The following is a 13956-nucleotide window of genomic DNA, read 5'->3' as shown; positions in this document are numbered from 1 at the left end:
CTCCCAACACGCCGCAGGCAGCTCCGCTCCGCTTCACTCCCCTGCCCTCACGTCAGGGCAGTAGCAACTGCCCGGACCGCATGATCTGCACCCCATCCACCCACACGTCGGGGCTCAGGAGTACACCGTCCAGATGGGACCCCACCTGCACCTTCCCACCGAAGCTGGCATTTGCACCGAGCGCCAGGTGTACGGTCCCCAACACCTTCTCATCCTCCAGGACATTCCCTGTCACCCGGGCCGCCGGATTGGTCCCGATGCCCAGCTCCGCCAGGTTACGTGCATCCCGCCCCACCCGGTCCAGCAGGTCCGTCAGCCTGGCGGCCGCCACACCCCCCGTAATGGAGTCGGCCTGACCGTCAACCACCTCAATGACCAGGGGCTGATCCAGGGTGCCGACGCCCGCCATGCTGCCGTCGACCACCAGCCGGCCCCTCGCCGAACCCTCCCCGGGGGCGATGTAGGCCTCGCCTGCCGGCAGATTGCCGAAATCGCCCGGCCGGGTATAGAGGCCCGTGTCGCGCATCGCCCTCCGCCCGGAGATGTCCAGGGTGAGATCGGTCCCCGCCGGCGTGCGGACGCGCGCCTCCGCGGCTCCGTCCAGGAGAGCCGCCACCTTCTCGGTGAGGGCGGCGATGCCTCTGTAGTCCACCGCCAGGGTGCGGGCCATCATCTCCGGGGTGATGCCCGGCATGCTCGCGATGCGGCACCCGGCCGCCGTCGCCTGGCGCCTTGCCACGGTGTGGGTGAGGGACCGGCTGGTGGGGGCAAGGCAAACCCCCGCGACTTTCATGGCCTCCGCCACCGCGGGCGGCGGTTCCTCGCCATGGGCCTGCCGCGCCCGCATCACCAGGAGCAGCGGTTCCGCTCCGGCTGCGGAAGCCGCCGCCCAGAGGGCCTCGGCGACCTTCCGGCAATCCGGATCGGTTACGACGAGGACCGATTCGCCGGGACCCACCCGCAGGCACTGGGAGACGGCCACCCGCGCACCCTCCCCCAGGCGCGCCTCAAGTTCGGTCTCCAACCCGCTCACCTCCACGCCCGCCCCGGGAGCTGGCCCCCATCCTTTGCCCGCGGCTGCGGGAAACAGACCTTGCTCTGCACGATCCCCATGCTGACCAGGCTCCGGGCCAGTTCGATCGCCGCCGGGGCCGGGTCGACCACAGGCACCGGCAACTCCGCCGCCAGCCCCCTGGCCAGCGACGGCGTGCCCGCATGGCCAAGCACGACCACATCGGCCCCATCCTCCGCGATGGCCTGCCTGGCAGCCGCCAGGAGCGCTTTGGCGGCGCGGTCGTGATTCCCCTGCTCCGCTCCCGGAACGCTGACGGCCCTCACCGAGGCCAGCCGCTCTCGCAACCCCCGGGCTCGGATGCTCTCTTCGATCATGCGGGCCGTCTCCGGCAGCGATGACAGGACCGAGAACCTGTCACCCAGCGCCAGCGCATACAGGATGCCGGCCTCCGCCACGCCCACCACCGGGATGCGAACCGCCTCCTTGAGGGCACGCAACACCGCATCCCCCGGGCAGTCCACCGCCACCGCGTCGCACCCCTCCCGCTCCGCCCGCGCCACCTCTTCCACGAGATGGGGAGCTACCAGCACCTGGTGGTACGCCGAGTCGATCCGTTCGACCGCGTGACTCAGGCCGAGCACTTCCAGCTCCACTACCGGCGCCACCAGCATTCCCAACTCCTCGGCCAGGCCACTGCGGTACTCCTGGGATCCGTGGGGAAGCACCAACCGGATGCGCACGCCGGTCACTTGCCCAGGGCGGCGGCAAGCCGGGCGAGCTTGGGGTGCACCAGCTTACCCTCCTGCATGATCAGTTCGCCGTCCATCCACACCGACGAATTGAGGCAAATGCCATCGGCATGGGTGGCGGCCGGTCCCACCTTCCCCTTGAAGAAAGGCCCCTGGAACCCGATACCCCACTCGGTGCTGCCCCACACCCGCTCGTCCTCGGTGCACAGCCCGGAAAGACGGGCACCCGGATTGAAGCCGTAACACACGTGCGCGAGGTGGTACATCTTGGGATCGCCCAGCTTCTCCAGCCACTCGCGGACCTTCCTGGCCTCGTCTCCCCCGTTGATGCTCCTGATCACCCCTTCTTTTACCGTCAGCCTGATGGGCTCTTTGAGAACCCCCAGGTCGGCTTCGCCTCCTCCCGAGAAGGACCCGTCGAAGACGATGGCACCCTCGATGGTTTCCTCCACCGGGGCCCAGCCGATCTGGCCCAGCAGGAAGTGAGCTCCGGGTGTATCGGCGAACAGTTCGTTGGTCACTGGTCGTTCCGGATCATTCTCGAAGCTGACATCGGTGCCGGCTGGAGTGGTGATCCGCATGCGGCAGGCACGACGGGTCATGGAAACGATTTCACGCTGGAACTCGTCCTGAGCCCTGATGTCGATCTTGCCGATGCAGCGCACGATCTGGTCGGTGTCCAGGCCGCCCAGGAAAAGGTAACGCACCCTGGTGCCCGTCATCGCCTCCAGCCACGGCGATGAATACAGCAACCACTGGTTGTTGTACTCTATCCATACGTCCGTACTGGGTATGGCCGCCTTGAGCCCGTCGGGCAGTCGCGGGTCCGCCACCTTGCCGTACCCGCCGGGGGTGGAATGCCAGGCGATCATCACGTTGGCACCGGCCACCTCCGCTGCCTTGGCCGTCTCCTCCGCGGGCCTCCACTCGGTAGCCGAATCTGCGGTGATCAGTACGCTCTCGCCCGGCCTCACCTTGCACAGCTCGTTGACAATGACGTACGCCGCCCTTGCCAGCTCCAGATCCTGTACAGACGGCATTGACGCCCCACCTCCCAGGCCGTTAGTAGCGTGAGGGTTCCACGCCGCCGGGGAGTTACCTTCGGCACCGGTGACGAAAATCGCGGTCATTTTGTGGCAATGGTGAACATGGCGCCAGATCCGAAAGGGAGCAAACCTCCGGCCCTTGCCGGCGGCCGGGAGCCGTTTTGTCCGGCGGGGACAGGATAAGGTCCCCGATTTGTGTGCCATGACCAGATGTCACAAGAGCTTGCGCAGAGCCAGGGCCAGCTCCATCTCGAAAGCGCGAGCCAGGGGATCCCGACCCAGGAGGCGGCGGATCTGATCCAGACGGTACCGTACCGTGTTGCGGTGGAGGTGGAGGCGGGCAGCTGCCCCTTCCAGATTCCCGCCGCAGGCCAGCAGCGTCTCCAGCGTACCGAGGAGTTCCTCGCTGCGGGTGCCGGGTCCGTGCAGGAGGGGCCCCAGGTTCCGCATCACGAAGTCCCGGGCCTCGTCCGAGCCCTTCATGGCGAAGAGCAGCTGGTAAGGGCCCAGCTCGTCCCAGCAGTGCACCGAGCTGGGCCCGCGCAGGCGGCGCCCGATCTCTATCGCCCCGTGCGCGGTCCGGAACCCGCGGGACAGATCGCCCGGATCCGGGCAGTAGGCTCCCACCCCCACCGATACCGTGGCGGGTGCCAGCCGGTTCGCGGCTTCCCGGCACAGGCGCTGCGCCAGATGCTTGGCCCGAGAAAGAGCATCCTCCCTTCCCACTCCCGGGAAGCGGGGCAGGACGACTACGGAGTCGCTGCGGGAGACCGCCGCGCCACCCTCCGCCTCCGCTTCCACCAGAGCACTGGCCAGCTTCTTGAGACCCTCCTTTAGGGTCTGGATACGTTCTTCTTCCCCCGACTTCAGGAACTGTTTGGCCAGCGAGTCGATGTCAGCCACCACCACCAGGGAGCACCCGGCCAGGTCGATGCCGTACGCCTTCGCCCGGCGGAGGGCGACCTCGCTGGACATCTCGCCGTTGAAGAGGTCATCGAAGAAATCCCTCTGCAGACGTAGCTCCGCCTCCTGCCTGGCCCTCTCCAGGAGCAACTCCACGGTGAGGGGCATGGAACACTGCGAGAGCAAGAGCCGCTTCGTCTCTCCGGGTTCGATGCCGGGAGCCAGCAGGTAGCCAAGAAGCAGGGTCTCCGTGCCCAGAGGTACGGCGGTGAAGCTCACGCCCCCCGTTTCACCCACCAGGACGGTGCTGCCGTGCTCGCCGTCGGGCCGGGCGTCGGCCAGAACTACCCGCCAGTCGGTCGTGGCCGTCACAACCGCGCCAGCCGCTGCGGCCGGCCCGGCCTCGCCAGCCGTGGCCGGTCGGTCCGGAGACACCCCAGCCGCCGTGGCCGCCGCCACTGCCCGCTCAGAAGGCACTGCAGAAAAGCGTACCTGGAACGAGGGGGAGAGCAGCAGAACGGGAACTTCAAGGAACTCGGCCACTCGCCGCACCATGGCTTCCAGGCCTGCGCCCTTGAGCACCATGTTCTCCAGTTCCACGTGGGTGCGCAGAGCAAAATCCAGGTACTGCGCCTGCCTGTTGACGATGGCGGTGAGCACGGGGGTGATGATTTCGATGTATTTCACGTCGAGGGGCAGTTCCAGCAGGGGAAAACCCAGCTCGTCGGCCCGGGCGATGACCCGGGGGGGTATGCCCCCCAGGTACCGCTGGGAGTAGCAGATGGCCAGGGCGGCTGCGTCGGCACACACCAGGTCTTCCACCAGCTGGACCAGGGCCTCCTCGCTGTGACGGTACGAGTAGGCGGCCGTGATCATGAGCTCGTAGCCCTGGAACCAGCGCACGGCATCGGGGACCTCGATCACGCTCACGTACCGGATGATGTTATCCAGGCCCGCCTGGCCGGCCACCACCCGGGCCCTCGTGAGAGCGCCTAGCTTCAAGGCCTCTCGCACCGTAATACCGGAGACTACCGCCTGGTAAGGAGAAGCGTTTGGTCGCCCCTGGCTCATAATTGAGTCACACCTTCGGTACCGATAGCCTTATGTATTCTCCACCTCCGTACCCGATACCTTGTCCCGGCCGGTGTCGCCCCGGCCAGCCAACCACGCAGCGGGTTGATCACGGGGACCCTCAGACCCAGGCGCCCCTGCAGGGGTCCTCCCGCAGGGGCACCGCAAGTCACGGGACGGCCAGCGACGGCTCAAACCCGAAGGCCCATTCGCCCCGAGCCAGAGGCAGGTCTTCAGGCCCCAACGGCCTCCAGCGCCTGGGAGAGGATCTCCAGGCCGGCGTCCAGGTCCTCTTCAGAGACGGTAAGGGGCGGAATGAACCGGATCACCTGGTTGAAAGTGCCGCAGGGGTACAGGATCAGCCCCCGAGCCAGGCACTCCTCCAGGACGCGGGCCACCAGCTCTCCATAGGGGCGGCGGCCAGCCGGATCTACGAACTCGATGCCGATCATGAGCCCCAGACCCCGCACGTCTCCCACCCGCGGGTGACGATCTGCCATCTCCCTCAGCCTGCTCAAGGCATACTCGCCGAGTCCCCGGGCGCGCGCGGGGAGATCCTCCTCGCGCAGCACGGCCAGGGTCGCCAGGGCGGCGGCGCAGGAAACCGGGTTACCCCCGAAGGTGGTGCCGTGGGCTCCGGGGGACCACTCCTTCATCAGCCGGGAAGGAGCCACGGTGGCCCCCAGAGGAAGCCCGGACGCTATCCCCTTGGCCACCGCCATGACGTCCGGGACCACCCCCATGGCCTGAGCGGCGAACATGGCGCCGGTGCGACCGAACCCGGTCTGCACCTCATCGAACACGAGCAGGGTGCCGTGGCGGTCGCACAGCTCCCGCAACCCCTTCAGGTAACCGGCCGGAGGCACCACGTAGCCGCCCTCGCCCAGCACGGGCTCGACGAGCACCGCCGCCACCTGCGAGGGATCGACCAGGTGATGGAACATGGAGTCCAGCCGGTCCAGGCATTCCAGGCCACACCGCCCCTGCTCCCTTCCCACCGGGCAGCGGTAGCAGTACGGGTAGGGAGCGAAGTACACGGACGAAAGCAGGGGTTCGTAGTGAAGGCGGTACTTGCTCTTCGAAGACGTAACCGAAGCGGCCCCCATGGTGCGCCCGTGGAAGCCGCCCTCGAAGGCAATCACGGCCGACCTCCCCGTGACATAGCGGGCCAGCTTGAGGGCTCCCTCCACTGCCTCTGCCCCGCTGTTGCCGAAGAAGAACATATCAAGGCCGCCCGGCACCACCCCCCGCAACTCCTCCGCCAGCCGTACGATGGGTTCGTACAGCAGCACCCCGATGGGTCCGTGTACCAGACGGTCCATCTGCTCCTTCGCCGCCGCCACCACGCGGGGGTGGCAGTGCCCCAGGTTGGCCGTGGCCATCCCGGAAACGAAATCCAGGTACCGCCGGCCGTCCGTACTCCACACGTAAGTGCCGCTGGCCCGGGAAACGGGCAGATTGGGCCAGTCCACCGCCAGGCTGGGAGCCAGCAGGTCCCCGAGGCGCGCCGCCAGATCCACAAAGGAACGCTCCTGCACCGTCCTGACCTCCTCGCCTTGCGACAAATAGCAGTAGCGTCAAGTGGCACTACTCGTCATAGGAACTTGACCACGTACACCCCGACCACGGCACCCGCGATCAGGCTCGCCGCCACCAGGTCCCGCCACCCGAAGCGCAGCGGCTCGAGTTCGGTAGGCCGGCCCGGTGCCCCAAATCCCTTGCCCCCCATGGCTATCTCCAGCTCGTCACCCCGGCGGAACAGGAGGAGGATGAGGGGAACCACCACCGGGATGAAGCCCCTGCGCAGCTTGTCGATGGTACCCATGGACGACAGGTCGAACCCCCGCAGCTTCTGGGCATCCAGGATGCTGTTCCACATCTCGAAGATGAGATCGGTGAAGGTGAGCGCGCTCACGAACATGAAGGCAAACCGGTTGGGGATGCCCAGGCGGCGGAACATGGCCATGACCTTGCCGGGAGAAGTGGTGGAGACAAATACGGGCACGCTGGCCACCGCCACCAGCACCCGGATGCAGAGGAGAATCCCGAACAGCAGGCCCGCGTCCGTCAGCACCCCCAGGTCGGCACCGCCGGGGATGGGCAGGTGACCGAGCACCAGGAGCGGCCTGCCGCCCCGGTACATGAACCCCTGCACCAGCACCAGGAAAGCGAACGTGGCCAGCAGGATCTTGAGCAAGACGTAGAACCGCCGCGGATGGATGCCGGCCAGGACCCAGAAAAGGCCCGCCAGCCCCAGCCACAATAGCAGCGTCCCGTAATCGCGCCCGGTGGGGAAGTAGGGGAGCAGGATCACCACCAGCGTGGCCAGCACGAAGCCCAGCTTGACCACGGGATGCAGACGGTGTACGAAAGAGGGGCTATCGAAGTAGGCAAAGGGCGTCTGCACGGCTAGTTCCTCCCCGCGCGGCCCTGCGCGGGCACGGCCGGACCGATATACCCGAGGCAATGAAGGAGTTCCTCGGGGGTCATGATGTGGGCGGGCAATCCCAGCTTCCTGGCCAGCACGTGGGCGCCCGGCGGCCGCAGCCACGCCTGCGCCAGCAGTTCTTCCTGCTGGAATACCCGGGCCGTAGGCCCCTCCAGCAACACCCGGCCCTCGTGCAGGACGAGCAGGCGGGTGGCGTACCGCGCCACCAGGTCCATGTCGTGGGTGATCATGATCACGGCATGCCCCTGCTTCCTCAACCCGTCGGCGAGTTCGGCCAGGAGGTAGCGGCCCCGGTAGTCCTGGGCCGTGGTGGGCTCGTCCAGGATCAGCACCTGGGGCCCCATGGCCAGCACACACGCCACCGAGAGCTTGCGGCGGTCACCGAAGGAGAGCTTGAACGGAAAGAGGTCCCTCATCCCATACAGACCCAACGTGTCCAGGACCTCGCGCACGCGCCCGGGGATGCTTCCGGGATGCAGGCGCAGGTTACGCAGGCCGAAGGCTACTTCCTCCTCCACGGAGATGTTGAACAGCTGGTAATCGGGATTCTGAAGCACCAGGCCGATGCGCCGGGTGATCTCGCCCGTGTTCCGGGAGGTGATGTCCTCGCCCCGGTACACGATGCGGCCCCGGGACGGACGCACCAAGCCGACCAGGGCCTTGACCAGGGTGGTCTTCCCCGACCCGTTCTGCCCCACGATACCCAGGAGCTCGCCCTGCCGCACCGCCAGGCTGACGCCGCGCAGGGCGGTGACCGGCGGCGACCCCGGGTAGGTGACCTCGAGATTCTCCACCTGCAGGACCACTTCGCCCGCTCCTGGCTTCTGCGCTGCTTGGTCGGCTTCCGCCTCCTGGCCCGCCTGAACCTCTGCGGCTTCTGAGGGGGCACCGTCTTCCCCCGGGGGCTCGCTGCGCTCGCCGGGGGGCCCGCCCTGCTCATCCACCAGCTTCTTTATCACCAGCGCCACCTGCCCCGGGTCCGCCGGCACCCAGCTAGGGGACGCCCCCAGGGCGTGCAGCACCCGGTGGGCGACGGGTGCCTGCACCCCTGCTTCCTCGAGGGCATCCACGTCGGCGGCCACTTCTGCAAACAGGCCCTGGCGGACGGGAACCCCTTCGCGCAGGACCAGGCAGTGAGTAGCGATGCCCAAGACCTCTTCCACCTTGTGGGTGGTCATTATCACCGCGATCTCGCGCTCGCGCGCCAGGGTGCGCAGGGCCTCTACCACTTCCAGGGAGCCGAGCGGGTCAAGCTGCGAGGTGGGCTCGTCCAGGATGAGCACGCGGGGCAACATGGTGAGGACGCTGGCCAGCGCCGCCCTCTGCTTCTGCCCCCCGGACAGGGCCCTGGTGGGCCTGCGCTCGTATCCCTGCAGGCCCACCAGGGAGAGGAAGTGCCTCACGCGGCGCATGACCTCCTCGCGGGGGATACCCAGGTTGGACGGCCCGAACCCCAGCTCCATTTCCAGGGTGGGCATGAATAGCTGGGTCTCCGGGTCCTGGAGTACCATCCCGCAGTGGGGTGCCATCTCGTGCATGGGATGCTCCCAGGGATCGAGCCCGTCCACCAGGACAGTACCCCGCCGGCGCCCCCCATAGATGTGCGGGATGACCCCCGACAGCAGGTAGCACAGGGTGGACTTCCCGGCCCCGTTGGCCCCCAGGACCACCAGGAAATCTCCGGGACTGAGGGACAGTGTCAACTCCCGCAGCACATCCTTGCTGCCGTCGTAAGAAAAGCTCAGACCTGCGATGCTCACCAGAGGGGAGCGCCTGCTTGCCACCCTGCCGCCTCCATCCTCCAACCAGCTACCTCCGTCCTGGACCGAGGGTCCCTACCCACACCGCACCCCGCGTACACTTCACCAGAGGGCCCTCTCCACCTTGGGCAGCCCGGTGCGGGCAAGAGCCTCCACCACCGGCATGGTGATCACGGCCGTAATGGCAGACAGCACGGGAACCCACCAGGTGTACCCGATGAAGGTGGCAATTGCCAGGGCAGCGGGGTACTTGAACAGGTACCAGTAGGGCCGCGTCCAGGGCAACCACCAGACGAGCAGCGAGACCAGAATCGTGACGAAGATGCCCAGATACTTGCGTCCCCGGTCCTCGCCTCGCAGCCAGCGCGGTATGACGCGGGTCCCCAGCGGGCTCACCGCCACCAGCAACGAGGGAAGCCAGTAGTACGCGCTCAGACCCCAGTAGAGGGGCTGGGGCGGGGTTTCAAAGCCCGCCGCAGCTCCCGGCACGTAGTAGGGGAACACCAGGGTGAACACCGCTACCAGAGCGACGCAGGCGGTGTTCAGGGCCCAGTACCTTTCCCCGTTAGCATAGAGCGCCACGAAGAAAGCGGGCAGGACCGCCGTCAGCACCACGTCCAGGAGACCAAGGGGGAATCCGCCGGGCGCGATGAACATGCCGATGAGTCCTCCGATGATCGAGGCCACCACGCCCCCCCACGGACCCAGCAGGAAGGGGGCAATGGCGGCAAAGGGCACCGCCAGCGGAACGTAGCCGCCCCCTCCCACATAGGGGAAGATGGGCACCAGGGCCGTCACCCCGATGAGCGCACCGAACAGGGTGACCCAGGCCACCGAAGCCCCCCGTGCGCGCCGGGTAACTTCCTTCACCTCCGTCGACATCTCCGCATCCTCCTTTCGCATAGACTTTCGGTGAGCGCAACACCGTGCTCCCGTTTTGCACCAGGCGCAATCAGAGTTTGCGCTCACTGATTTATTTCGCGATCGGAGGGCGGGATTCCTGCCAGGCGTCCACCCTGCCCGGCCAGGAGCATAACAGGGCGAAGCGAGGGCTATGTCTTAGCCGGGGGGATGCGTACCCCCACTGGGGGGGAGCGGCGGATCCTGGCATCCCAGCTCCTGCGAGATGGTCCGGCACGTTTCCACCAGCAGAGCGGCGTACCGCCTCTCCAGTTCCCCGAGGGGGACGCGCTGGACGGGCGCAGTGATACTCAGGGAGGCCACCACCTGACCCTGGGCGTTGAACACAGGCGCCCCTACACAAACCACGCCCGGACTGAACTCCTCCCGGTCGGTGGCATATCCCCGCCGCCGCACCAGTTCCAGTTCCCGTTCCAGGTTCCCCGGGTCGGTGATGGTATTGGGCGTACATCTCTCCAGTTGCATGCCCGCCAGCACTGCCCGCCGCTTGCCGGCAGGGACGAAGGCCAGCATGGCCTTCCCCAGGGAAGAAGCGTGAGCCGGCATGCGGAGTCCGCTGGAGATATTGACTCCCAGCACGTGAGACGACTTCTGCGTCTCCAGACAGAGAGCAGCACCCGCGTCCATGGTGCCCAGGTTGACGTCTTCACCGCAGGCACGCTGCAGTGCCTCCATGTGGGGCCGCACCACCCGCTGCAACACGCTCAGCGCCGGGCCGTCCCCCAGCCGCCCCACGCGCGGACCAAGACGGTACCGCCTCCCGGCCGGATCCCGGGCCGCGTATCCCAGCCTCTCCAGAGTGTTCAGGAACCGCAGGGCGGTGCTCCCGTCCAGGCCGGTCAGCCGGCAGATGTCTGCCAGCCTCACTCCGTTTTCTGCCCCCGCCAGCACCTCCAGGATCTGGATGGTTCTCTCCACCGCTCGCATGCTCCCACCCCCGCGGCGGCCCGCGGCGCACTCAGCCCGCGGCCCGGCCAGTTTGACTCCGGCAACGGAACCCGTTACACTTCCATTTTAGCGCACCGGCTCATGCTGCATAGCGGGGCCGGGGCAGGGATGCGAGATGCGGGGGTACCGCAGCGGATCCAAGCCACACCCTCGCCCGAAGGGGGGAGCCGCCACGGCCCTGGAGAAGGAACTCGGCCGCATCGTGGGACAGCGCTGGGTGCTGAAGAGCCGCCTGGCACGGGAGTCTTACGCTTACGATGGCGGGGTCGCAGAAGGCCTCCCCGACCTGGTAGCGCTCCCCGCCGACCGCGATGAGCTGGCTGCCGTAGCATCGCTGTGCTACCGCGAGGGCGTGCCGCTCGTCCCGCGGGGTGCCGGCACGTCCCTGAGCGGCGGCCCTGTACCCGTCTCCGGGGGTGTGGTCGTTGCCCTCACCCGCATGAACCGCATCCTGACCCTCGATCCGGAAAACCGCGTCGCGCTGGTGGAACCGGGGGTAACCAACCTGGAGTTGCAGCGCGCCGCCGCCAGGTGGAACCTGATGTTCCCCACCGATCCCGCCAGCCAGGCCATGTCCACGCTGGGGGGTAATGCCGCCGAAAACGCCGGGGGACCCCGCGCCGCCAAGTACGGGGTAACCCGCCAGCACATCGTGGGCCTGGAGCTGGTGCTGCCCGACGGCACCGTGGCTGCCACCGGCCAGCTCGACCCCGTGCCTTGCCCTGATCTCCCTCGCCCCCTGCTGGAGCTGACCAGCCTGCTGGCGGGATCGGAGGGGACCCTGGCCTTCATCACCAGGCTGGCCCTGCGGCTGGCCCCGCTGCCCCGGAACCACGCCACCATGCTGGCCTTCTTCCCCACCATGGAGCAGGCGGCCGAGGCCATCTCCCGCATGGTGGCGGCGCGCCTGATGCCCGCCGCCCTGGAGATCATGGGCCGCCTGGACATAAGCCTGGCCGAGGAACACCTGCACCTGGGCTTCCCCACCGACGCCGAGGCCATGCTGCTGGTCGAGGTAGACGGACCCGGTCCCGGCCTGCGGCGCCAGATCCTTCTGGCGGAAGAAATCGCCTGGCAGGCGGGCGGGGCGTACATCCGCTCCGCCACCGATCCCGGGGACAGGGACAAACTCTGGGCGGCCAGGCGGGCATCTTCGGGGATGTATGGCAGGCTCAAGCCCACCTACCTCACCCTGGACGTTACCGTCCCCCGGCACCGCGTCCCCGATATGTTCCGCAAGGTGGCCGAGCTGGCCCGGCAGACAGACCTGCCCATTTCCCTGCTCGGACACATGGGGGACGGCAACCTGCACCCGGCCGTCCTCCTGGACGACCGCTGCCCTGAGGAGCTGGAACGGGCCCTGCAAGTGAGCCGCACCCTGGTGGCGGAAGCGTTGCGCCTGGGTGGCACGCTCACGGGCGAGCACGGCATTGGCACAGAAAAGCTGGAGTTCATGCCGGCAGCCTTCTCTCCCTCCACCCTGGAGTACCTCAGCACCATCAAGCTGGCATTTGACCCCCGATGGCTGCTCAATCCCGGAAAACTCATCCCCCGCCCCGCCGGGCACCCACCAGATGTGCCTGCGTCACCGGCCTGCCGTCCGCGGCCACCTGCCTCCGGCGGACCCCCGGCGGCCGGCGGCACGACCGACACTGAGCGCGCCCTCCGCGAACTCGGCGACGCTCTGGGGATGGGCCTGCTCACGCAGGACTCCCAAATAGCTGCCTTCGGGTTCGGGGGCAGGCACCGTCCCGCGGCAGTGGCAGTCCCCGCCACCGGCGAGGAGCTGGCGGAAACCATCCGGATCCTGGCCGCCCGCCGCGTCCCGGCCTGGCCCGTCGGCAGCGGCGAACTGGCGAGAACGGCATTTGCCCCGTTTCGAGGCGGCGTGGCCGTCTCCACCGCCAACCTGCGCCGGGTGGCAGACATCACCCTGGAAAACCTCACCGCGACCCTGGAGGTGGGATGCCACCCCGAGGAACTGGACCGCACCCTGGCCGCCGGGGGCAACTGCATGTACGCGGTGGACTGCTGGCGCGCACCCCGCTCCACCCTGGGAGGCGAAATCGCCACCAATGCCTGCGGCCCCGGCCGGCCCCGGTACGGCGCCACGCGGGATAACCTTCTCGGCATAAGCTTCGTCGACGGCCGGGGCCGGGTCTGTCGCGTCGGTGGCCAGACCATCAAGAACGTGAGCGGCTACGATGTCACCCGCCTGCTCTGCGGTTCGTGGGGAGTCCTGGGCGTGCTGGTGGAAGCCACCGTGCGCCTGTGGCCCCGGCCCGAAACGGAAAGGACCCTGGCGGTGGCCGTCCGCCGCCCGGAACTCGAGGGATTGCTGAAAGACGTCTCTGCCTGGGGCTGCGACGGACCCCTGCAACTTCTGTCCCCCGCACCGGGCGAAGATAACTGGGTGCTGTTGATCGGCCTGGCGGGCGTGCACGAAGACGTCGAGTGGTGGGCGGAGCAACTCCTGGGGCGGGCTCACCGCCACCGCCTGGAACTCCGGGCCCTGCCGGAGGCCGAAGCCCGGGAGGCCTGGGATACCGCGAGGCGACAGGCAGGGCTGGCCTGGTGCCGGCAGCGCCAAGCCACTACCGACGCCCAGGCCCGCGCCGACCGCGACATCTGGGTGGCAGGATACATCGTCCTGCCCCCATCGCTCCTGCCCGCCGCTGCCGAAAGGCTCTACCGCGATGCCGAAGCCAGCCCGTGGCGGCCGACCATGAACGCATCCTGCTCCCCCGGTACAATCGACTTCCTGCTGGAGGGGGCAGGGAACGGAGTGAGCCACGTCTTGCGCCGATGGGAAGGGCTGCTCGCCGGCAAGGGCCGGATGGGCCTGTATGGCTGGCATGACCTCCTGGAGCCGGAGGTGGCGCCCTGGCACCCGCTGACGGCCTACCACCCTGCGACTCGAGACCTGGTGCTCCGCTTGAAGCAGCATCTCGATCCCACTGGCATCCTCGCTCCCGCAGCGCGCCTGCTCCCGGTCACCCGTGAGTGACCCAGGTACCGGCGCGGCCGGCCAGGGCGTCCAGCGCCTGCATGAGCGAGCCGATGATGGCACGGCTCCCACCGGCTTCCACGAACC

General features: G+C 68.0%; 10 protein-coding genes. 1 reads left to right on the top strand and 9 read right to left on the bottom strand.

The window, feature by feature from the left end:
* Positions 1–52 precede the first annotated feature (52 nt).
* The 9 genes from QME70_08900 to QME70_08860 all read right to left on the bottom strand — a co-directional run bounded on the left by QME70_08900 (position 53) and on the right by QME70_08860 (position 10841).
* Positions 53–1024 carry an aminopeptidase gene (locus QME70_08900; GenBank protein ID MDI6894706.1) on the bottom strand — a complete coding sequence of 324 codons (972 nt, stop codon included), beginning with the start codon at positions 1022–1024 and terminating at the stop codon, positions 53–55.
* Between the two features lie 5 nt (positions 1025–1029).
* Entirely contained in the window at positions 1030–1755 is a 726-nt protein-coding gene (locus QME70_08895) for an aspartate/glutamate racemase family protein (GenBank protein MDI6894705.1), read from the bottom strand.
* A 5-nt stretch (positions 1756–1760) separates the two neighbouring features.
* A complete protein-coding gene (locus tag QME70_08890; GenBank protein ID MDI6894704.1) occupies positions 1761–2804 on the bottom strand; it encodes a leucyl aminopeptidase in 1044 nt (347 codons plus the stop codon).
* 219 nt (positions 2805–3023) lie between these two features.
* Positions 3024–4784, bottom strand: a complete 1761-nt coding sequence (locus tag QME70_08885) for a PucR family transcriptional regulator ligand-binding domain-containing protein (GenBank protein MDI6894703.1) — start codon at positions 4782–4784, stop codon at positions 3024–3026.
* A 233-nt stretch (positions 4785–5017) separates the two neighbouring features.
* On the bottom strand, positions 5018–6322 hold the full coding sequence (locus QME70_08880) for an aspartate aminotransferase family protein (protein MDI6894702.1): 1305 nt from the start codon (positions 6320–6322) through the stop codon (positions 5018–5020).
* Positions 6323–6378: 56 nt separating this feature from the next.
* Complete coding sequence (locus QME70_08875; GenBank protein ID MDI6894701.1) at positions 6379–7191, bottom strand: energy-coupling factor transporter transmembrane component T; 813 nt, start codon at positions 7189–7191, stop codon at positions 6379–6381.
* A gap of 2 nt (positions 7192–7193) precedes the next feature.
* A complete protein-coding gene (locus QME70_08870) occupies positions 7194–9038 on the bottom strand; it encodes an energy-coupling factor transporter ATPase (protein MDI6894700.1) in 1845 nt (614 codons plus the stop codon).
* Between the two features lie 57 nt (positions 9039–9095).
* The gene (locus QME70_08865; protein MDI6894699.1) at positions 9096–9875 is read right to left on the bottom strand and encodes a hypothetical protein; all 780 of its coding nucleotides are present in this window, start codon (positions 9873–9875) and stop codon (positions 9096–9098) included.
* A 177-nt stretch (positions 9876–10052) separates the two neighbouring features.
* Positions 10053–10841, bottom strand: a complete 789-nt coding sequence (locus QME70_08860) for an IclR family transcriptional regulator (GenBank protein ID MDI6894698.1) — start codon at positions 10839–10841, stop codon at positions 10053–10055.
* Positions 10842–10977: 136 nt separating this feature from the next.
* On the opposite strand from QME70_08860, the gene QME70_08855 reads away from it, so the two are divergent.
* Entirely contained in the window at positions 10978–13869 is a 2892-nt protein-coding gene (locus QME70_08855; protein ID MDI6894697.1) for an FAD-linked oxidase C-terminal domain-containing protein, read from the top strand.
* Positions 13870–13956: the final 87 nt, after the last annotated feature.

The organism is Bacillota bacterium, assembly GCA_030019365.1.
Taxonomy (GTDB): Bacteria; Bacillota; Sulfobacillia; order JACIYH01; family JACIYH01; genus JACIYH01.
This window is presented reverse-complemented; position numbering and strand designations above follow the sequence as displayed.

Excerpts from the sequence above, each read along its gene's own strand:
- QME70_08890 (MDI6894704.1), bottom strand. The coding sequence starts at position 2,804 with ATGCCGTCTGTACAGGATCTGGAGCTGGCAAGGGCGGCGTACGTCATT.
- QME70_08885 (MDI6894703.1), bottom strand. The coding sequence starts at position 4,784 with ATGAGCCAGGGGCGACCAAACGCTTCTCCTTACCAGGCGGTAGTCTCC.
- QME70_08865 (MDI6894699.1), bottom strand. The coding sequence starts at position 9,875 with ATGTCGACGGAGGTGAAGGAAGTTACCCGGCGCGCACGGGGGGCTTCG.
- QME70_08860 (MDI6894698.1), bottom strand. The coding sequence starts at position 10,841 with ATGCGAGCGGTGGAGAGAACCATCCAGATCCTGGAGGTGCTGGCGGGG.
- QME70_08855 (MDI6894697.1), top strand. The coding sequence starts at position 10,978 with ATGCGGGGGTACCGCAGCGGATCCAAGCCACACCCTCGCCCGAAGGGG.